Below are 19,952 nucleotides of genomic sequence, written 5' to 3' on the forward strand. Positions count from 1 at the left end.
CGAAGCCGGCTAGTTGAACTCGGCGGTCACGGAGCCGAGCCCGGCGAACTCGGCGCGGAAGCTGGTGCCTGGTGTCGCGTCGATCGCTCTGGTGCACGACCCCGGGATAATAAGGTGCCCGGCCTCGAGCTTCACCCCGAAGCCGGCCACCTTCCGTGCCAGCCAGGCCACGCACCAGGTCGGGTTGCCGAGCACCGCGCTCGTGTTGCCACGGGCGACCTCCTGGTCGCCGGAATACAGCACCGCGTCGATGTTGGCCAGGTCGATGCCCGCGGCGGCCAGCTCGGCCGGCGTCCGGCGGGCCTCGCCGAGGATGACCCCGGCCGAGGACGCGTTGTCGGCGATCGTGTCGGGTAGCTTGATCTGCCAGTTGGTGATCCGGCTGTCGATCAGCTCCAGGCTCGGCACGATGTACTCGGTGGCGGCGAGGACGTCTTCCTCGGTGCAGCCCGCGCCGGGCAGCGGGGCGCCGAGAATGTAGCCGATCTCGACCTCGATCCGCGGGTAGCAGTACCCCCCCGCCGCGATCGGCGTCTCCTGGCTGAGCACCATCGAGTCCAGCAGGTGTCCGTAGTCGGGCTCGTCGACGCCCATCATCTGCTGCATGACCGGGGAGGACAGGCCGACCTTGTGCCCGCGCACCCGGGCGCCCGCGGCGATCTTCCGCCGGATGTTGATCAGCTGGATCTCGTAGGCGTCCACCACGTCGATGCCGGGGAACGACTCGGTCAGCGGGTCAACCGGCGCCATGTCCCGCTCCGCCGCCCAGAGCAGTCCGGCCGCGGTCGAGCGCTGGGTGCTATCGAGCATCGGTGTCCATCTCATTCGTTGCGGTGTCGGGCGGCCTCAATTTAGCCCGCACGGCAGGCCGGTGAAATGGCTATTTCCCGCTCAGTGGGACGTCCCGGTCACTGGAACATGGCTCTTGCCCGCCTAGCGGCCGTCGCTAGGCTGGCAGAACTTACTATCTGCATGGAGGCATCCAGTGGCGGAGAGCCCTGTGTCGGCAAGCTCGGTGTCCGGGAATTCCGCGCCCGGAATTTCTGATTCCAAGTGGGACGAAATCTTCGACGTGGTGGTGGTCGGCAGCGGCGGCGGCGCGCTGGCCTCCGCACTGCTCGCCGCCCGCGGCGGCGCGAGCACCCTGGTCGTCGAGAAGGACGAGTTCTTCGGCGGCACGACCGCCGTGTCCGGCGGCGACATGTGGATACCGAACAACCGCTTCGTCAAGGACCGGGACTCGCGGGAAGATGCGCTGAAGTACATCCGGCGCCTGTCGGACGGCCGCGCCTCCGACCCCGAGCTGCAGGAAGTCTACGTCGACACCGCCCCAGAGATGCTCGAGTACCTGATCGAGACGACCGGGTACGACTCCGAGCCGCACATTCAGCTCGACGACTACTACTCGGTGATCGGCGACCGCATCCCCGGTGTCAGGCACTTCCCGCGCACCTGCGCGGTCAAGCCCTACCCGGCCGGCGCGGAGCTCGGCGAGGAACTCGCGCGGAAGATCGCCTCGGGCCCGTGGATCCCGCCGCAGGAGGTCAGCTTCCCCGAGCAGCGGCGTGGCCAGGTCGGAGCCGAGGAACTGGCCAAGCGGCAGCGCGAAATCTGGCGGGCCAAGGGTGGCGGGCTGATCGCCCCGCTGATGAAGGGCGTGATTGACGCCGGTGGCGAACTGCGCGCATCCACCCCCGCGGTCGAGCTGGTCACCGACGGCGCGGGCGCGGTGGTTGGCCTGGTGGTCGAGGGCCCGGACGGCACCCGCCGGATCGGTGCCCGCCGCGGCGTCGTGCTGGCTTGCGGCGGCTTCGACCACAACGCCGAGATGGTCAAGACGTTCATCGGGTACGAGGTCAAGCCGGTGACGCCGGCGCCGAACACCGGTGACGGGCACCAGATGGCGATGGCCGTCGGGGCCAAGCTCGGCTCGATGAACACCTTCTTCGGGTACGGCGTCGTCTACGAGCCGTGGGACAAGGGCCGGGACGGCAAGCCGGTACCGCAGATGATGATGGGCCTCGGGCCGGGGTCGATCATCGTCAACCAGCACGGTAACCGCTTCATGCACGGCGGTTACACCTACAACGACTTCTCCCACCCGTTCGGTTACTTCGACCAGCGCAACCCGGGGTTCACCAACCAGCCCCCCGGTTGGATCATCTTCGGCCAGGACGTCATCGACTCGGGCATCATCGGGTCCAAGCCGGGCATCGCGATGAGCCTGACCGGCCCCGACGGCGAGGAAGCGCCCGACTGGCTCAAGATGGCGGGCTCGGTCCGCGAGCTGGCGGAGCAGACCGGCATCGACCCGGACGCGCTCGAGGCGACCGTCGAGCGGTACAACACCTACGCCGAGAAGGGCGAGGACCCCGACTGGGGCGACCCCGGGCAGACGCACGTGCTCACCGGGCCAGACACGGTGAACCGCAAGCCGATCACCGGCCCGACCTTCGGCGCCATCCAGCAGTGGCCCGGCACCCTTGGCACCAACGGCGGCCTGCGCATCGACAAGGACGCGCGCGTGCTCGGCTACCGGACGCCGGTCATCGACGGGCTCTACTCGGCGGGCAACACCGCCGCCTCGGTGCTTGGCGCGATCTACGGCGGCGGCGGCAGCTGCATCGGCCCAAGCGTGACGTTCGGCTACATCGCCGGCCGCCACCTAGCCGGCAAGCCGTCGCGGGACATCGGGACTGTGAAGGGGAGTGGCCAGTGAGCGACCTGCTGTCGTTCGAGGAGACCAGCCGGTACCTCGACACGCCCAAGGGGAAGCTGCACTACCACGTGGCCGGCGACGGTCCGCCGCTGCTGCTGCTGCACGGATCGGGACCAGGCGTCAGCGGCTGGGCGAACTTCCGCGGCAACCTGCCGGTCCTCGCCCGCGAGTACACCACATACGTGCTCGACTTCCCCGGGTTCGGCAAGAGCTACTCGCCCGACGCCAACCCGCTGGCGGTGGGGCCTGCCGCGGTGCTCGACTTCCTCGACGGGATGGGTCTCGGCCCGCTGCCGGTCATCGGCAACTCGATGGGCGGCAACGTCGCCGCCCGGATCGCGGCCGAGCACCCGGACCTGATCACCCGGCTGGTCTGCATCGGCGGCGTCGGCCTGTCGCTGCTCAGCCCGTCACCACCGGAAGGCATCAAACTGCTGGTGGAGTTCGTCGAGAACCCGACCCGCGACCGCCTGGTGCAGTGGATGGAGTCGATGGTCTACGACACCGGCATCCTCACCGACGAGTTCGTCGAGTTGCGCTGGCAGTCGGCGACCGACCCGGACGCCCCGTCCGACATCAAGAAGCTCTACAACCGGCCGATGCTTGAGGCGATGCGCAAGGGGCGCGCGTTCGGCGCCGTCGACGCGGTGTCGACGCTGACCAAGATCCAGGCGCCGACGCTGGTGGTGGTCGGCAGGGACGACCGGGTGACGCCGATGGAGGGCGCGCTCGCCGCCATGCGGCTCATCCGCCAGTGCGAGCTGCACGTCCTCTACGACTGCGGGCACTGGGCCATGATTGAGCGGAAGGACGAGTTCGAGAGCACCGTGCTCGCCTTCCTGGCCCGCGACAGGTAGTTGATTGCCGTCCGCCGAAGGCGGACATCGGGGGGTACGGGGGGTCGTCCCCCCGGGAGATACGGCTAGGTTGCGCGCCCGATACGATGGCGTTTTTGCCATCGGGCGCGCAACCTAGCCGGTTACTTGCGCACCCAGCCGTAGTCGTACCAGACGGTCTTCAGGCTGGTGACCGGCGTGCCCCAGGTCTCGATGTAGGTGACGCCCTCCGGGCCCGCCGTCATCGTGTAGGGAGTCCCCGCCCGGCTGGTGAAGAAGCAGCCAGGCTTCACGATCACGAACTGGCCGTCGGCCGGGTCGCCGTACTCGATCTTGTACTCGCCCTGGAAGACGATGATCGTCTCGTCGATGTTGTGCAGGTGGCGCGGCACGGTGAAGTTCGGCACCACCTTCAGCGGGTTGCGGTAGAACGTCATGAACTGGATCGGCTTGGTGCTGACCCACATGTTCTCCGCGAACGTCGCGTCGAAGTCCACCGGCGCGTCCTTCAGCAGGCCGCCGTCTTCCCAGAAGTAGGTCGGGCTTTCCTGCTGGCCCTTCAGCGACATGGGGATCCAGTCGGTGTCGGTGAGCAGACTGTCTACAGAGAATGGCATGGGGTCAATATAGGAGCCGGGATCTTTTCTGTCACCATGGGCGTTCTGTTATTCGGGACGCAAAAAGTGCAGGTCAGGACATGTCCCACCCAGCGGGACGTCCCGGTTGACCAGTCCCGCCGGCTCGACAAGTATGGCCCCGTGCCTATCTCCTTTTTCGATCTCCTCGCCGACGAGGGCTGGGAACCGCTCGAGTTCTTTCAGGGCGACCCGACGTTCTATTGGAATGACGGCGGATTCATCGCGAACGCGCCGGTCGACATCGCCGCCACGCTGGACGGCGCGATGTGGCGGTCCACCAACGTCGAGCCCGCCTTCCGGTGGCAGGGACGGCGCATCCGCCCGGACTTCACCGTGCCCAAGCGGCACGTGAACCACCCGCAGCTGATGATCGTCGTCGGCGGGCAGCTCACCGTCGAGTACGGTGCCAACGGCGAGCAGACCCGGCAGCTCGGCCCGGGCGAGTTCTGGACGGGCGACGAAGGAGTGCCGTTCACGATCACCTCGGGTCCCGAGGGCGTGACCTACCTGGAGTGCTGGGACCTGCAGCCGCTCGGCCTCATCGAGACCACCTGGCACGACGACGGTCACTGGAAGCGCCGCGAATCCGGGTCGAAGAAGTTCCCCCAGCCGTAAACCCGCCAGTCGCTAGGAGAGTCACAAGTGCCTATTCTTTCGCTCGGCTACCTGCGGCTGGAGGCGACCGACCTCGACGCGTGGCAGACATTCGCCGGGGACTTCCTCGGCCTGATGCCGGTCCACGCCGAGGGCGACGAGTCGCTGCGCTACCGGATGGACCACTACCCGCCCCGCCTGGTGGTGTCGCCAGGCGCCGAGGCCAGGGCCACCGCGATCGGCTTCGAGGTCCTCAACGAGCGGGACATGAGGCAGGTGGCGGCCGCGGTCGAGAACGCGGGCATCAAGGTCACAGAAGGCTCGGACGACGAGGCGGACGAGCGGCGAGTCACCGGCTTCGTGCGGTTCGATGACCCGGGCGGCAACCCGATCGAGCTGTTCTACGGCCCCGTCCTCGACCACCAGCCGGTCCGGACTCCCCACTTGGTGAGCAAGTTCGTGACCGGCGACATGGGCATGGGCCACGTCATCGTCACCGGCGAGGACGGCAGGGCGCTGAAGGAGTTCTACACCGAGGTGCTCGGCTTCTACGAGCGCAACACGATGGGCCCCAGGGACCGCACCGTCTGGTTCATGAGCTCCAACGACCGGCACCACACGCTGGGGGTCACCTCGGCGCCTGGCCGCGGCCGGCTGATCCACCTGATGGTGGAGACGGAGTCCTTCGACGACGTGGGGCTGGCGCTCGACCGGCGGGAGAAGTATGGCATCCCGCTGATGAACAGCCTCGGCAAGCACACCAACGACGAGATGACGTCCTTCTACGTCTACTCGCCCGAGCTCTACGCGATCGAGTTCGGCTACGGCGGCCTGCGGGTGGACGGCCAGCAGCCCGTATACAAGATCACGGCCGGGCAGCACTGGGGCCACAAATTCTTTCCCCCTCCCGCCCCGCCCGCCCCGCCCGCCAAGTAGCCCGGAGGCTGCGATGACTGACCTGAGCGGCCTCGTCCTGCCCGCCCTGGAGTGGGGTGAGGTCTTCCACATGGGCATCAAGGTGGCGGACCTGGCGGCGGCACAACAGGAGCTGACCGAGTCCATCGGGGTGAGCTGGACGAAGCCGGCGACCATCCCGATGAAGGCCTGGGCCCCCGGCAAGGGGTACGGCACCTACGACCTGACGATCTCGTTCAGCGTCGAGGGCCCGGTGCACATCGAGCTGCTCTACGGGTCGCCTGGCAGCTATTACGACGTGCGCGAGGGCGGCGCCGGGCTGCACCACATCGGCGTCTGGGTGGACGACGTCACCAAGGTGAACCAGGATCTGGTCAGCAAGGGGTATACCGTCGAACTGGCGGGCGCGTCACCGGAGGAGGGCTACGGCGCCTTCACCTACGTGCGCTCGCCGGCTGGGGTCCTGTTCGAGCCGGAATCCGGCCTGCACGGGTCCAAGGAACGATTCGAGCGGTGGTACGCAGGTGGAAGCCTCTTCTAGCGCCTTCAGGGAAGCCATGGCGTCGTTCCCCAGCGGGGCGACGATCGTCACCACCAGCGACTCCGACGGTCGCTGGTGGGGCTTCACGGCAAGCTCGTTCTGCTCGGTCTCGATGGACCCGCCGCTGGTGCTCACCTGCCTGGCCAACACCGCCCAGTGCTTCCCGGCGTTCGCCGAGGCGGCCCGGTGGAACATCCATGTGCTGCAGCACCGCCACGCGGACCTGGCGATGCGCTTCGCCACCCGCGGCGCGGCCAAGTTCGACGGGGCCGGCTTCCAGCCGGACGCCGACGGCCTGCCGTTCCTCAAGGACGTCAGCATCTCGCTGCGCTGCACCACCTACTCCAAGGTGGACGGCGGCGACCACCTCGTGCTGATCGGCCGGGTGGAGGAGGTCGGCCAGGCCGAGGAGATGCCGTTCGTCTACTTCCGCCGCAAGTTCCACGCGTTGCCGCTCGGCGACGACCAGGTTGCCGGGAAGGCCGGCCAGGCCCAGTCCCGGGCCAGCCTCCCGGTCGTCATCGAGCTCGACCTCGGCTGGATGTAAGGCCAGCGGAGGCCCGGGCGGCGGTGCCGCCTGGTGCACACTGACCGGGAGGCCGGAGTACCGGGCCATCCCGGTCAGCGGATCGGCCTGCAGGTGGCTGGTGAGCCGGTTGACGTTGGCGTCGGAGTGCCCGTGCGGGACCGAGACAGCTCCGCGCCGCATGCCGGGATCGACCCGTGCGGTGGCGGCCAGTTCGCCAGCCTCGCTGCGGACGATCACCGCTGCCCCGTCGGTCAGGCCGGCCGCCGCCGCGTCGTCTGGGTGCAGCAGCACCTCGGGCTGGTCGCGGAGGTACGTGAACTGTGAGTTCACGTGCCGCTTCTGCCGCCGGGGGATGAGGCGCAGGGCGCCGGGGTCGCCGGGGGACAGCCCTGCGAGCTGGGCGGTCAGCTCGGCGGGAGCGAGCCGCCAGCCGCCGCCCTGGGCGATGAAGTCATCGACCCACGGTGCGGGCAGGTCGTAGCCGGACTCGGCGTACCGGCTGGCCGTGATGTCGGCGAAGGGGGCGCGCGCCCAGGTCGCCTGGGCGGCCAGCATAACGTCATCGTCGTCCGGCCCGTCGTTGTCCGGGGCGGGCGGCATCTCGAACCCGAGGCGCCGGCCCAGTCCGGCCAGCACCCACCAGGCCGACCGCCGCTCGCCCGCGGGCGCCACCACGGCGGGGGAGTACATGCCCGCCACCCGGGGGGACAGGAAGTCCCACAGGTTGATGTCAGCCCGCTCCAGCTGGTCTTTCGTCGGCAGCACGTGCGTGGATAGCGCGGTCGTCTCGTTCTCGATGATGTCGATGGTGGCGAGTACGTCCAGCTTGGCCAGGGCACGGCGCATGGCGTGCTCGCCGGGGAACGCGGTGAGCAGCCCGCCGCCCAGGTTCAGCACGGCACGGATATTCCCCGCCTCGATCTCGCTGGGCAGCGCCGCGCACGGCCACTCGCCCATGAAGCCGGGCAGGTCGGGCCGGCTGGGCGGGCCGGCGGCGAAGAACGCCTCCGGCGGGATCCGCGGCAGCGGGGCGGTGTCGTACGTGCGGAAGAAACCAGGGTGAAACCAGGCGCCGCCTGGCCGGTTCATCGAGTCGGTGAGGATCATGATGACCCAGCTGAGCCACTGCACGACTTTGGCCTGTTCGGCCATTGTGATCCCGGTGCCTGTCTCGATCGCCAGCCGCCCCGCCGCCATGACTGCCGCGGTCAGCTCGGCGAGCTGCCGTGGCGGTATGCCGGCGAGGCCGGCCGCATGCTCAAGCGCATAGGGCGCGACCGCCTCGCGGAGCTCGGCCAGGCCGGTCACCGGGGGACCGCCGGGGCCGGGCGCGCCGTGGCGCAGTAGCTCGCGGACGATGTGGGCGAGTATCGCGTAGTCGGTGCCCGGCCGGGGGGCGATGTGCCCCGACGCGAGGCGGGCGGTTTCGCTGACCCGGGGATCGATGACCCATAGCTGCGCCCGGTCCCGCAGCTCGCGCAGCGTCGTGGTGGGAGTGGGCATGGCCGTCGTGTGACCGTGGGAGACGACCGGGTTCACGCCGACGTAGATGAACAGCCGGCCGCCGGCGTAGTCAGGCACCGGCTTCAGCCCCGGGAACCCGCCGACCAGGGTGGCGGTCACCGTCTTAGCCGTGCCGTCAATCGTCAGCGGGCTGAACCGGGCCGGCGTGCCGATCGCGTGGTGCAGCGCCTCGGCCATCCGGTAGCCGGCGGCGTCCATGCCGAGCCCGCTGCCGAAGAAGACGCCGACCGCCGCCGGGCCGTGGCGGTCGAGGATGCCGCGCAGCCGGGCGGTGAGGTCATCGAGGCAGTCCTCCCAGGAGACAGGGACCAGCGCCCCGGCGCCGCCGGCCCGGGCCGCATCGTCCGCCCGCAGCAGCGGGCGGACGATCCGCCCCGGGTGGTGGTGCATGTCCGGCAGCGCGCGCCCCTTGGCGCAGGTGTAGCCCTGGGACATGGGATGGTCCCGGTCGCCGCGCACGCGCTGCACCTGGTCGCCGTCGGTGTCGACGAGGATCCCGCACTGCGATGTGCAGATGCGGCAGAAGCTTCGGACGGAAGTCGGCACGCGGTCCTCCGCTACGGCAAAATAGCTATCTCAATATAAAGAATGCTATTCTCCACCGTTCTGGGCGGCCTGACAACCCCGCGTAACAGGCACCTCAGCGGTAGGTGATCTCCTGCGGGCCCAGGTGGCTGTGATCGTTGAACGCCACCAGCGAGATCCCCCGCCGCCCGCTGATCAGCGTCGTGACCCCGGTATTCACACACACTCTGTTGAGCCTGATCCACTGCTCCGCGCCGGCGCCGAGCAGGCTCGCCGCCAGCCAGCCGATGACGCCCGCGCTGGTGACGACCAGGGTCGTCGCCCCTCGTGGCTGCCGCTCGGCAGCCGTCCTGAGCGCCGACTCGGTCCGCGCCGCGAAGGTAGCGAAGCTCTCGCCGGTCAGGGGAGCACCGACCGCGCCCGCCCAGCGGTGCATGCCCGCCTCCAGCGCGTCCTGGTACGCCTCACGGTCCCTGGGCTGCTGGTCCGCGGACGTGGGCGGCACCAGGCCGCTGAGCTCGAACTCGTCCCAGGCCGCGTCGACGGACACCTCAAGCGGCCACTCCGCCTGCGCGACAAGGGCGGCGGCCGACGCGCGCTGCCGCCGCATCGAGCCGGAGATGACCGACGCTGGCCTGATGCCGCGCGCGGCCAGGGCCGCGCCGAGCCGCCGCGCCTGCTGTTCTCCAGACGGGGAGAGAACGTCGTAGTCAGCGCTCCCGAAGGAAGCCTGTCCGTGCCGCACAAGAAGGATTGCTCCCACTGCCGTCCTCTGTACTAATCAGCTGGGTTAAGAAAGGCGTCCGCGGCGGCGGACGACGACGGGATCGTCAGGGCAGTCGCCGCCCCCGCGAGCGCGGCCGCGGCGCAGATCGCGAACAGCATCCGGTAGGCGGCAAGAGACGGGAACGCGTACCCGGCTAGCGTAACGGTCTGCGAGGTCAGCACGGTGCCGCCGAGGGCACTGGCGAGCGACGAGCCTGTCATGCGCGCGAGGGAGTTGAGACCGTTGGCGGCGGCTAGCTCGCCGGGCGGCGCGGCCCGCAGGATCAGGCTCGGCATGGCCGAGTAGGCCAGGCCGGTGCCCGCTCCGGTGATCGCCGTGCCCGCGACTACCTCCCACAGGTGGGCGACGAGGAAGAACCGCGCCAGGAACCCTGTCGCGACGACCGCCGCGCCGAGTGCCAGCGTGACCCTGGGGCCGAACCGGGCGGAAAGCTGTGCGGAGACCGGGGAGAGCAGCAGCATGAACAGCCCGGACGGCACCAGGCAGAGGCCGCCCACCATGATGGACGAGCCGAATCCGTAGCCGGCCGCCGCGGGTGTCTCCACGAAGTTGGCCGTGCCGAGGAGCACGGCGAACAGCGCGAACCCGACCGCGGCCGACGCGAGGTTGGTGAGCAGCAGCGCGGGCCGCGCGTTGGCCACCACGTCGATGACCGGCGATGCGCGGCGTCGCTCCACGAGCACGAACGTGACAAGCAGCACCGCGGAGGCCGCGAGCAGGCCGGCGGTCTTGAGGTTTCCCCAGCCCCAGACGCTGGCCTGCGCGAGCGGGAGCAGCAGCGAGGTAAGCGCGACCGCCAGCAGCAACGTGCCCGGCGGGTCCAGCTTCCCGTGCCCGCTGACTGGCGGCTCGGGCACCAGCGCGACGATGCCGCCCAGGGTGATGGCGCCTCCGGCGATGCAGATCCAAAACAGCACGTGGTAGTCGGCGTGCTGTGCGATCACGCCGGCGACCGGGAGGCCGAGAGCGCCGCCGACGCCGAGCATGGCACTGACCAGCGCGATGCCCTGGCCGGCCCGGCTGGCGGGCAGCACCGACCCGACCAGGCTGATGCCGATGGGGATGGCCGCCACGGACAGCCCGACGACGGCGCGGCCCGCGATCATGACGGCGATATCGTCGGTGAAGGCGCAGATCAGCGAGCCGGCCAGGTAAATGACGAGAGCGGCGGCGAGAACGCGCTTCTTGCCGTACAGGTCGGCGAGCCGGCCGAAGACCGGCACGGCCACCGCGCCGGTCAGCAGCGTCGCGGTGAGCAGCCACTCGGTGGACGTGGCTGAGGTGTGCATTTTCAGCGCGAGCTGCGGAAGCACGGGGACGAGCAGGGACATCGGCAGGGAGACCGTCAGGCCCGCCGCGGCGACAAGCACCAGCGTGGCAGTGGCCTTCGCGGCCGGCGGCTCGGCGCCGGCCGGGTCCGTCCATCCCGGGTCGGCCGCGCCGGCGATCTCGACGCCGGCGGCGGCCTGCGTGATCGGCACCGTGCCGGGAAGACCGGAATCGGGCACGGCGTCAGGCAAAGGGGACTCCTCATACGTTGCGGCCGGGCAGGCCTCGGCAGGCCGCCTGCGATGGACATCGTAACTGGACCTCTGAGTCCGGATAAGGTTCGTGTACCGGACAGCGGGACCATGAGGAGGTGCCTGTGCCTTCGGCAGTGCAGGGCGCCGGCTCGGCTCCGGCAGCCGCCGCCGCGTCGGCGACTGCCCCCGCGCGGCGCCGAGCGCGACGGTCGGACTCGGTCCGCAACGCCGCGCTCGTCTCGCGGGCGGCGATCGAGCTGTTCGCGGCGCACGGCATGGACGTGACGCTGGCCCAGGTCGCCGACCGGGCCGGAGTAGGCAAGGCGACCGTCTACCGGACCTACTCCTCGCGCGAGGAGATGGTCGCGGCGATGCTCGCGCACCGCCTGGCCTGGCTCAGGCAGCGCATCGAGGCCGCCGTGGCCGGACGGGACGCCTGGAGCGAGTTCGCCGCGATGTCCCGCGACGTGCTCGCGCGGATGCGCGAGGATCACCTGCTTCGCTACGTGCTCGCACCGGAAAGGCCGCCCGGTGCGGTGGCGGACCAGCTGGCGGGCTCCCTCGGGCCGATGTACGCGACACTCCTGGCGGCGGCCAAGGAGACGGGGCGGGTTCGACCCGACGTCACCGACACCGACGTCGCGATGCTGACCGCCGGGCTCGCCGCCGCGCTGACCGCTCGCCAGGACTTCACCGAGGCGTCCTGGCGCCGGGCGGCCGATCTTGTGCTCGCCGCCTGCGGCACCTATCCGCCTGATCTGCCGTGAGGCGATGACCGGGCCGGATGTCTGGGCCGGCCGTTCAGTCAGGTGCGCCAGAGGGGGTCATCGGCAGGAGTGCGCCGGCGTCGACGCGCAGCTGGAGGCCGGTGACGTAGCGGGAGGCGTCGGAGGCCAGGTAGAGGACGGCCTCGCTGATGTCGGCCGGGTCGAGGGTGTTGACGGGGAGCTTGTGCATGCGGCCGAAGGCCGGCTCGGCGTCTTCTCGTGCCGGGTGCTCGAGGTCGGGCCGGAAGGTGCGGTACATGGCCTCGTTCTGCAGCATGTCGGTGTCGATGTTGCCCGGGTGGACGGCGTTGACCCTGATGTTGTGCCGGGCGAGGACGAGCGCGAGGTCGTGCGTGAACCGGGCGACGCCCCGCTTGGCGTGGGCGTAGCCGGCGGTGCCCGGAGCGTCGCCGATGCCGCCTGGCATCAGCGACGCCATGGAGCCGATGCAGATGACCGACGCACCCGGGCCCAGGTGCGGGAACGCGGCCTCGACGGTGTTGATGACGCCGACCAGGTCGACGGAGACGGTCTCGAGGAAGGCGACAGGCGGGACGTCGGAGCCGAGCGGGATGATCCCGGCGTTGGCGACCACCACGTCCAGCTGCCCGAGCGCGGCGACCCCCGCCGCCACCGCGGCGGTCAGCGGGCCACGGTCGCGGACGTCCGCCACCTGCGTGACGACCCGCCGGTCGAGCTGCTCCACCAGCCGGGCGGTCTCCGCTAGGTCAGCCTCGGTCGACATCGGGTAAGGGACGCATCCGATCTGCGCGCACAGGTCAACCGCGATGATATCCGCCCCCTCCTGCGCCAGCCGTACCGCGTGACTCCGGCCCTGGCCGCGCGCGGCGCCGGTGATCAGCGCTACCTTGCCCTCCATGCGTCGCTGCATGTCGCTCCCTCCAGACGCCGAGCACATCATGTTCAGCTCGGTTGTGTGTACTGACCAGTTAGTCTAGGTTCCTGATTATGGAAGACACAGCGTTATGGAAGACACAGCGCAGCCTGTCATCTCCTGCGTGTTCGCGCCGTCGCTCGACACGCCGGCGCACATCGAGCTGGCCGAGGGCCTCGGGTACCGGAGGGCGTGGTGCTACGACTCGCCCGCCATGTACGCCGATCCGTGGATGGTCCTGGCCGTGGCGGCCGGGCGCACCAGCACGATCGGACTCGGGCCGGCCTCGCTGGTGCCGAGCCTGCGCCATCCGGTGGTCACCGCCGCGGCCCTGGCGACGCTGGCCGGGCTGGCGCCTGGCCGGGTGAGCACCGCCTTCGGCACCGGCTTGACCGGCCGCATGCTGCTCGGGGAGCGGCCGATGCGGTGGGCCGCTGTCGAGGAATACGTGCGGACCGTGCGGGCGCTGCTGCGCGGCGAGGAGACGGCATGGAACGGGAGCCTGGTCCGGCTGTCGCAGCCGCCCGGCTTCGCGGCGCCTCGCCCGGCCGATGTCGAAGTGCTTGTCGCCGCGGACGGCCCCCTGGGCCGGTCGGTCGCCGCCGAACTGGGCGACGGGCTGCTCACCACCCGGGTTCCGCGCGACCAGAACATTACCGCCGGTGAACCGCCAACGGTGCTGCTTGCCTTCGGCACCGTCCTCGACGACGGCGAGGATGCGACGTGCCCGCGCGCGGTCGCGGCCGCGGGCCCGGCCCTGGCCGCCGCCTACCACGCCATCTACGAGTCCAAGGGCGCGGCAGGGGTGGATAAGCTGCCCGGCGGCCGCCAGTGGCGGGAGGCGGCGGAGATGGTCGAGCCGTCCAGGCGGCACCTGGCGGTCCACGACGGCCATCTGGTCGCGCTCGGCCAGCACGACGAGGCGCTGCTCGCCCAGGCGGCGCCGCTGCTCGCCAGCTGGACCATGACGGGAAGCAGGGCCGACATCGCAGCGCGGCTCCGCGCGCTGACCCCGGCCGGGATCACCGAGGTCGCCTACCAGCCGATGGGCCCGGATATCCCTCGTGAGCTCGCCGCGTTCGCCGCGGCCGCGGCGCTGGCCGGCGCGGGCACGGCGAGCACTGAATCCGCGAGCACTGAATCTGCGAACACTGGCGCGGAGGACGCATGACGACCCTGATCAGGCTGGCGAAGCGGGCACCGGGGAGCCCCGTCGACCTCTTCCATAGCCAGGCGGACCGCGCCAGCGACTGGTCCGCCGCCGCGCGGTACGGGCTGCGGGCCGCGACGCAGGCGCTGACCCTGCCCGCCGCCTACCGCAGCGGCGAACCCGTCTGCGACGTGATCGACGAGCTGGCCTTCGATGACGAGGCGAGCGCCGTCCGCTGCCTGGCCGATCCCGCCTTCCGCCGCGCCTTGGGCAGCCCGCTGCTTGACGCGGCCTCGCTCGCCTGCCTGGTCGTGGAGGAGCACGTGGCCAAGCCGGGACCGGTGCCCGCCTCGTTCGTAAAGAACTACGAGCTTGTGACCAAGCGGCCGGACATGGACCGGGCCGAGTTCGACCGCTACTGGGCGCAGGTGCACGGGCCGCTGGCGGCGACGATCCCGACGATCAGGCGCTACGTGCAGGCTCACCTGGCGCCGCGCGCCCGGGCGGCGGGCGCCGCGTCCTATGACGGCCTCGCCATCACCTGGTTTGACGACGTCGCGGCGATGCGGGCCGGGGCCGCCACCGACGCCTACGCGAGGACCAGGGCCGACGAGGCGAACTTTCTCGCCGGCGAGCTGCCCTTCGTGATCACCACCGAGCAGGCAACCTACCCGCTGGCCTGAGGGCTTCCGGGCTGGCGTCACGGTGCGGCAGCCTGTTAACTTTTGTCTGACCGGACAGTACAAATTAGTTGGGAGGGCCAGCCGTGACGAAGCGGTGGGTGCGACGGCCGGAAGGCTCGACGTGGGGCGACTGGGGCGAGGATGACGAACTCGGCCGGATCAACCTCATCACGTCGGAGAAGGTGCTCGAGGGCGTCAGGGAGATACAGGCGGGCAAGAGCTTCTGCCTGAGCCTGCCGCTCGACTTCCCTGGCGGCTCGGCGATGAACCAGCGCCGCTACCCGCCGATCATCCGGCCGACAGAGGACCTGGCGCACAAGCCGGACACCTTCTACAACGTGGTCGCCAGGGACTCGATCGCCCCGGAGTACATCGACGTCTGGTCCGACGACCTGGTGACCCTCTGGATGCAGTACTCGACGCAGTGGGACGCGCTGGTGCACCAGGGCGCGCTGTTCGACGCCGATGGGGACGGGATCGCCGAACCGCTGTACTACAACGGCTTCAAGCCGCACGTCGACATCATCGGGCCGAAGGAGGACGCCAAGGGCGACGGCAGCGGCAGCCTCGCCTTCGCCCGCCACCTCGGGCTCGAGCACATGGCGGCGCACGGCGTGCAGGGCCGGGCGGTCCTCATCGACGTGGCGTACCACCTGAACAACACCGAAGACTGGGTCGCGGTCCCGATGAAGACCATCCGGGAGATCATGGCGGCCGACAAGGTCGAGGTCCGGCCTGGTGACATGGTCATCCTGCACACGGGCTTCGCCAACAAGATCCTGGAGTGGGACAAGAACCCCGACGCGTCGCGGATCCAGGCCATGTACCCCTACCTGGACGGTGAGGACCCCGAGGTCCTCGAGTGGATCACCGAGTCGCAGATGTCGGCCCTCATCTCGGACAACTACGCGGTCGAGGGCTGGCCGGCGCCGAGCCCCGAGCCGCACACGCTGATCCCGGTGCACAACCTGTGCCTGTTCAAGCTGGGCATCCCGCTTGGCGAGATGTGGTACACCCAGGAGCTCGCCACCTGGCTGCGGGCGAACGACCGCAGCAGCTTCCTGCTGACCGCGCCGCCGCTGCGGCTGCCGGGCACCGCGGGCGGCCCGCTGAACCCGATCGCGACCGTCTGACCACGAAGCGGGCGCGGTAAGCCAGCGCCAAGGCGCTGGCTTACCGCGCTAAAGTAGTCCCATATCCGATAATCAGCTATCCATGGAAAGGCCCTGCGTGGCTCCGAACGTCGAGAGGGACCCGATCCTCGAGGCATTCCATCTCTGGAACGAGAACGGCTGGGAAGACCGCGCCGCCGGCTGCACCGCGGTCACCTCGCTGATGCGCGTCCACCAGATGATGACCAGGCGGGCCGACCAGATCCTGGCGCCGATTGACCTCACCTTCGCCCGCTACGAGCTCCTGGTCCGGCTCTATTTCCGCGAGGGGTCGCTGCCGCTCAGCCAGCTCGGCAAGGCGCTGCAGATCCACCAGACCAGCATCACCAGCCTGGTTGACCGGCTGGAAAAGCAGGGCTTGATCAAGCGCACGCCGCACCCCACCGACCGGCGCAGCACCATGGCCCAGATGACCCCGGCCGGCCGGGCGCTGACCGCGAAGGCGATCAAACTGCTTAACTCGGAGTTCTTCGGTGACCTCGGCCTCACCGGCCGCGAGGCGAATCTGCTCATCGGACTGCTGATGAGGATGCGCCGCTCCTGGGACGACATCGAGAACACCGAAGGCTGGGAACCCTTCGAGGCCGGCCTGGACTTCCCGCCGGCTGACTAGCCGCGCCGGCTAACCGAAAGGGACACTCTGATGGAAAGCACGCGGCGCGTTGTCGCCATTCTCGGGGCGGGCGGGACCCTCGGCACCGCCCTGTCGCAGCGGCTGGCGGCCGAGCCGGACACGGACTTGGTGCTCAGCGACCTCAGTGAGGACGCGCTGCGGCAGGCGCGGGACGGCCTCGCGGGCAGCGCCGGGGAAGTGGCGACCGTGCCGGCCGACATCAGCGACTTCGCCGCGGTCGAGAATGTCATCAAGCACGCGGTCGACCGCTTCGGCCGTCTCGACGTGCTGATAAGCAACGCGGGGATTCTGTCGCCCAACGGCCGCATCCACAACCTGGCCACCGAGGACTGGGAGCGGGCCTACCGCATCAACGTGCTCGGCCCGGTCAACGGCATCCGGGCGGCCGTCCCGGTGATGCGGGCCCAGCGGTCAGGGTCGATTATCCTCACCGCCTCGGTGGCCGGGATGACCGCGTGGAGCCACTCCTCGCCCTACTGCGTCACCAAGGCAGGGGTCATTCACCTGGCCAAGGTGGCCGCGGTGGAGTACGCGCGCGACGGCATCCGCGTCAACTGCGTGTGCCCGGGCACCTTCCTGTCCGCGATGCACGACGGCCTGCCCGCCGTGGCGGTCGACGCGATCGCCGCCAAGCACCCGCTCGGCCTCGGCACGGCGGGCGATCTGGTCGGCGCCTACTCCTACCTGGCCAGCGACGCGTCGCGGTGGACCACCGGATCGGCGATCGTGGTCGACGGCGGCTACGCCGCCCCATAGCACCGCGGGCACTCCCGTCACTTGCGAAACCCTTGACACGGCCGTACCGCTTCGGCACCTAGGGAACCCCCGGCGCCAGCCCTCGGGCTGGCGCCGGGGTATGCCTACTCGGCGACGTAGCCGCCGTCGACCGGCAGGGCGACGCCGGTGATGTACGAGGAGTCGTCGCTGGCGAGGAACACGGCGGCGGTGGCGATCTCGCGCGGGGTTCCGTACCGGGCCATCGGGACCGGCATCTTCCTGTCAGGCACTGGAGCGGAGTTGTCCGCGGGCGCGCCGCCCCGGCCGGTGTAGATCATGCCGGGGCAGATGCAGTTGACCCGGATGTTGTCCTCGGCGAGGTCGAGGGCCGCCCCCATGGTCAGCGACACCACCCCGCCCTTGGTGGCGCCGTAGGCGGCGATGCCCTTGCGGCCGACCAGGCCGGTGGCGGACGCGGTGCTGATGATCGACCCGCCGCCACTTGCGCGCAGCGCGGGGACCGCGTACTTGATGCCGAGGAAGACGCCGCGCAGGTTCACCGCCACCAGGCGGTCGAACAGCTCGTCGTCGGTCTCCTCGATCGGGTGGTGCGGCGCGTTGAAGCCCGCGTTGTTGAACACCACGTCGAGCCGGCCGAACTCGTCCACCGCCGCCGCGAACATCGCCCGCACGTCGGACGCCTGCGAGACGTCGGCGTGCACCGCGATCGCGTCCTTGCCGATCTCCGCCGCCGCCGATTCCTCGTGCCCGCTCACGTCGGCGCAGACTACCTTGGCGCCTTCCTCCGCGAACAGCAGCGCCGAGGCCCGGCCCATGCCCGACCCCGCGCCGGTGACGACGGCCACCTTGCCCGTAAGCTTTCCCAAGACCCCTCCGTTGAGGTTGACGATCTCACAGCACTCACACCTTGACTCGATCGTTAGCCGAGGTCAATACTTTTTGTGCCAACCGGTCAGTAAAATTTGCACCTGGCCGCCGCCGCGAGGAAGGGACGCCATTGAGCGAGCCACGGATTCCGCCGAGGCCGACCGCCGACTGGGACGCGGAGGCGGATGCCGCGGCAGCGGCCCTGCGCCATCCGCAGAGCACCCGCAAGCCAGGGGAGCCGCTGAAGGAGCGCCCGGCCTCCCACATCCTCGGCATCTTCAACTGGCATCCCGACCTGGCCAGCGCGTTCTTCGCCTTCAACAACCACGTGTTCAGCTCAACCCTGTCCCCGCGCGACCGGGAGCTGGCGACGATACGGATTGCCTGGCTGCGGCGCGCCGAGTACGAATGGGCACAGCACGTTCGCATGGCCAGGAGGATCGGCCTGCCGGACGAGGAAATCGACGCGATCATGGCGGGCCCGGATTCTCCGGTGTGGGGACCGCGTGACGCGGCCCTGCTCCGGTCGGTGGACGAGATGGCGGCCGACCGCTACGTGAGCGACGACACCTGGAAGCAGCTGTCCGAGCACTTCGACCGCAAGCAGCTGATGGACCTGGTGTTCACCGTCGGGTGCTACGACCTGCTGGCGATGGCCTTCAGGACCTTCGGCCTTGAGCTCGACCCAGGTCTTCCCGGTTTCCCGCCCGCGGCGGCCGGCCCCGAGGGCGACAGCTAGCACCGCAGCGGCCGGAAGAAGGCCCGCACGTCCGGCACGAAGATGGCGGGCACTTCCATCGCGGGGAAGTGCCCGCCGCTTGGCAGTTCGGTCCAGTGCGTGACGTTGAAGTAGCGCTCGGCGTGCGGTCGCAGTGACCTGACCAGCTCTCCCGGGTAGTTGGCGACCCCAGTCGGCACGCTGACCCGCCGCCTGGGCACCATCGTCTCCGGTGCCTGGCGCCGCTCCCAGTAGAGCCGGGCCGACGACGCGCCGGTGCGGTTCACCCAGTAGACCATCACGTTGGTCAGCAGCTGGTCCGCGGTGAGGGCGAGCGGGTCGCCGGGGTGCTCAGCCCACTCGTGGAACTTCTCGATGATCCAGGCCGCGAGCCCGGCAGGGGAGTCGTCGAGCAGGTAGCCGATCGTCTGCGGGCGTGTGCCCTGGATCGCCTCGTAGCCACCGCCTGCCGCACCCTCCCGCGTTGCCCACGCGGTCGGCGGAGCAGCGGGCTCGCCCTCTGGCGGCGGCACGTTCATCAGGTTGACGTGCAGGCCGAGTACGCGCTCCGGACGCAGTTCGGCCATGTTGTAGGAGACGATCGCCCCCCAGTCGCCGCCCTGGACGCCGTAGCGCTCGTACCCGAGCCGGTCGGCGATCTGGCCGAAGGCGTCGGCGATCCGCCGCGGGTGCCAGCCCGCCTGCGTCGTCGGGCCGGAAAACCCGTAGCCGGGCAGGGACGGCACCACCAGGTGGAACGCGTCGGCCGGGTCGGCCGGGTCGGTGAGCGGGTCGATCACCTCGACGAACTCGACAAGCGAACCCGGCCAGCCATGCGTCAGGAACAGCGGGATCGCCGCCTGATGGCGCGAGCGGACGTGCAGGAAGTGAATCCGCTGGCCATCGATCGTGGTGGTGAACTGCTGGTAGCGGTTGAGCCTGGCCTCATGAGTCCGCCAGTCGTAGGCGTCAAGCCAGTACGTGACGATCTCCCTGAGATAGTCAAGCGGGACGCCGTGCCGCCAGCCGATGCCGGCGATCTCATTGGGGAACCGGGTCCGCCGCAGCCGTTCGGAAAGATCTGCGAGGACGTCAGCCGGGACGTCGACGAGGAAGGGCTCTAGCGCCGCCATCCAGGGATCGTACGTGAAGTCCGGGCTTGTCGCCATAAGCGCTACATCATTATACTATTATTTA

General features: G+C 69.8%; 20 protein-coding genes and 1 pseudogene. 13 read left to right on the forward strand and 8 right to left on the reverse strand.

Annotated elements, in window-relative coordinates; translation table 11 throughout:
* Positions 1-9: 9 nt before the first annotated feature.
* Positions 10-810: a 2-keto-4-pentenoate hydratase gene (locus EAS64_RS27310; protein ID WP_145857574.1), complete on the reverse strand. Its 801-nt coding sequence runs from the start codon at positions 808-810 to the stop codon at positions 10-12.
* Between the two features lie 175 nt (positions 811-985).
* Here EAS64_RS27310 and EAS64_RS27315 point away from each other — a divergent pair, with 175 nt between their 5' ends.
* Together EAS64_RS27315 and EAS64_RS27320 are read left to right on the forward strand one after the other, a co-directional pair.
* Positions 986-2,719: an FAD-dependent oxidoreductase gene (locus EAS64_RS27315; RefSeq protein WP_222849642.1), complete on the forward strand. Its 1,734-nt coding sequence runs from the start codon at positions 986-988 to the stop codon at positions 2,717-2,719.
* Complete coding sequence (locus EAS64_RS27320) at positions 2,716-3,576, forward strand: alpha/beta fold hydrolase (RefSeq protein ID WP_145857576.1); 861 nt, start codon at positions 2,716-2,718, stop codon at positions 3,574-3,576. Before EAS64_RS27315 ends, EAS64_RS27320 begins: the two co-directional genes overlap by 4 nt.
* Before the next feature lie 122 nt (positions 3,577-3,698).
* On the opposite strand, the gene EAS64_RS27325 is transcribed toward EAS64_RS27320, so the two are convergent.
* On the reverse strand, positions 3,699-4,172 hold the full coding sequence (locus tag EAS64_RS27325; protein ID WP_222849643.1) for a cupin domain-containing protein: 474 nt from the start codon (positions 4,170-4,172) through the stop codon (positions 3,699-3,701).
* Positions 4,173-4,313: 141 nt separating this feature from the next.
* Between EAS64_RS27325 and EAS64_RS27330 the strand changes: the two genes are divergently transcribed.
* Genes EAS64_RS27330 through EAS64_RS47615 form a run of 4 tightly spaced genes read left to right on the forward strand, consistent with a single transcriptional unit; the run spans position 4,314 to position 6,790 of the window.
* Positions 4,314-4,808, forward strand: coding sequence for a hypothetical protein (locus tag EAS64_RS27330; protein ID WP_222849644.1), 495 nt, complete (start codon positions 4,314-4,316; stop codon positions 4,806-4,808).
* A 27-nt stretch (positions 4,809-4,835) separates the two neighbouring features.
* Positions 4,836-5,723 carry a VOC family protein gene (locus tag EAS64_RS27335; protein WP_145857578.1) on the forward strand — a complete coding sequence of 296 codons (888 nt, stop codon included), beginning with the start codon at positions 4,836-4,838 and terminating at the stop codon, positions 5,721-5,723.
* 13 nt (positions 5,724-5,736) lie between these two features.
* Positions 5,737-6,243, forward strand: a complete 507-nt coding sequence (locus tag EAS64_RS27340; RefSeq protein ID WP_145857580.1) for a VOC family protein — start codon at positions 5,737-5,739, stop codon at positions 6,241-6,243.
* Positions 6,244-6,259: 16 nt separating this feature from the next.
* Positions 6,260-6,790 (forward strand): flavin reductase family protein, encoded by a 531-nt coding sequence (locus EAS64_RS47615; protein ID WP_145858060.1) that lies wholly within the window; start codon positions 6,260-6,262, stop codon positions 6,788-6,790.
* A gap of 66 nt (positions 6,791-6,856) precedes the next feature.
* On the opposite strand, the pseudogene EAS64_RS27350 reads toward EAS64_RS47615, so the two are convergent.
* The 3 genes and pseudogenes from EAS64_RS27350 to EAS64_RS27360 form a co-directional block, all read right to left on the reverse strand.
* Positions 6,857-8,842, reverse strand: a pseudogene (locus EAS64_RS27350) (molybdopterin-containing oxidoreductase family protein); the annotation flags it as partial.
* Positions 8,843-8,936: 94 nt separating this feature from the next.
* Complete coding sequence (locus EAS64_RS27355; RefSeq protein WP_145857582.1) at positions 8,937-9,584, reverse strand: histidine phosphatase family protein; 648 nt, start codon at positions 9,582-9,584, stop codon at positions 8,937-8,939.
* 14 nt (positions 9,585-9,598) lie between these two features.
* Positions 9,599-11,128, reverse strand: coding sequence for an MFS transporter (locus tag EAS64_RS27360; RefSeq protein WP_145857584.1), 1,530 nt, complete (start codon positions 11,126-11,128; stop codon positions 9,599-9,601).
* A gap of 125 nt (positions 11,129-11,253) precedes the next feature.
* Between EAS64_RS27360 and EAS64_RS27365 the strand changes: the two genes are divergently transcribed.
* Positions 11,254-11,898, forward strand: a complete 645-nt coding sequence (locus EAS64_RS27365) for a TetR/AcrR family transcriptional regulator (protein ID WP_145857586.1) — start codon at positions 11,254-11,256, stop codon at positions 11,896-11,898.
* Positions 11,899-11,932: 34 nt separating this feature from the next.
* Here the strand turns inward: EAS64_RS27365 and EAS64_RS27370 are convergent, their stop codons facing one another.
* Positions 11,933-12,790, reverse strand: a complete 858-nt coding sequence (locus tag EAS64_RS27370; protein ID WP_145857588.1) for a mycofactocin-coupled SDR family oxidoreductase — start codon at positions 12,788-12,790, stop codon at positions 11,933-11,935.
* A gap of 94 nt (positions 12,791-12,884) precedes the next feature.
* Here EAS64_RS27370 and EAS64_RS27375 point away from each other — a divergent pair, with 94 nt between their 5' ends.
* The 5 genes from EAS64_RS27375 to EAS64_RS27395 all read left to right on the forward strand — a co-directional run bounded on the left by EAS64_RS27375 (position 12,885) and on the right by EAS64_RS27395 (position 17,188).
* Positions 12,885-13,964: an LLM class flavin-dependent oxidoreductase gene (locus EAS64_RS27375; RefSeq protein WP_145857590.1), complete on the forward strand. Its 1,080-nt coding sequence runs from the start codon at positions 12,885-12,887 to the stop codon at positions 13,962-13,964.
* Positions 13,961-14,626 (forward strand): EthD domain-containing protein, encoded by a 666-nt coding sequence (locus tag EAS64_RS27380; RefSeq protein ID WP_145857592.1) that lies wholly within the window; start codon positions 13,961-13,963, stop codon positions 14,624-14,626. Before EAS64_RS27375 ends, EAS64_RS27380 begins: the two co-directional genes overlap by 4 nt.
* Before the next feature lie 83 nt (positions 14,627-14,709).
* Positions 14,710-15,759: a cyclase family protein gene (locus EAS64_RS27385; RefSeq protein WP_145857594.1), complete on the forward strand. Its 1,050-nt coding sequence runs from the start codon at positions 14,710-14,712 to the stop codon at positions 15,757-15,759.
* 97 nt (positions 15,760-15,856) lie between these two features.
* Positions 15,857-16,411: a MarR family winged helix-turn-helix transcriptional regulator gene (locus EAS64_RS27390; protein ID WP_222849646.1), complete on the forward strand. Its 555-nt coding sequence runs from the start codon at positions 15,857-15,859 to the stop codon at positions 16,409-16,411.
* A 30-nt stretch (positions 16,412-16,441) separates the two neighbouring features.
* Positions 16,442-17,188, forward strand: a complete 747-nt coding sequence (locus EAS64_RS27395; RefSeq protein ID WP_145857599.1) for an SDR family NAD(P)-dependent oxidoreductase — start codon at positions 16,442-16,444, stop codon at positions 17,186-17,188.
* 104 nt (positions 17,189-17,292) lie between these two features.
* Here the strand turns inward: EAS64_RS27395 and EAS64_RS27400 are convergent, their stop codons facing one another.
* The gene (locus EAS64_RS27400; RefSeq protein ID WP_145857601.1) at positions 17,293-18,036 is read right to left on the reverse strand and encodes an SDR family NAD(P)-dependent oxidoreductase; all 744 of its coding nucleotides are present in this window, start codon (positions 18,034-18,036) and stop codon (positions 17,293-17,295) included.
* Between the two features lie 131 nt (positions 18,037-18,167).
* On the opposite strand from EAS64_RS27400, the gene EAS64_RS27405 reads away from it, so the two are divergent.
* A complete protein-coding gene (locus tag EAS64_RS27405) occupies positions 18,168-18,776 on the forward strand; it encodes a carboxymuconolactone decarboxylase family protein (protein ID WP_187366214.1) in 609 nt (202 codons plus the stop codon).
* On the opposite strand, the gene EAS64_RS27410 is transcribed toward EAS64_RS27405, so the two are convergent.
* Entirely contained in the window at positions 18,773-19,888 is a 1,116-nt protein-coding gene (locus EAS64_RS27410; protein ID WP_145857604.1) for an epoxide hydrolase family protein, read from the reverse strand. The two genes, EAS64_RS27405 and EAS64_RS27410, sit on opposite strands and share 4 nt — an antisense overlap.
* Positions 19,889-19,952: the final 64 nt, after the last annotated feature.

Source organism: Trebonia kvetii, assembly GCF_007827045.1.
In the GTDB taxonomy this organism is placed as follows: domain Bacteria; phylum Actinomycetota; class Actinomycetes; order Streptosporangiales; family Streptosporangiaceae; genus Trebonia; species Trebonia kvetii.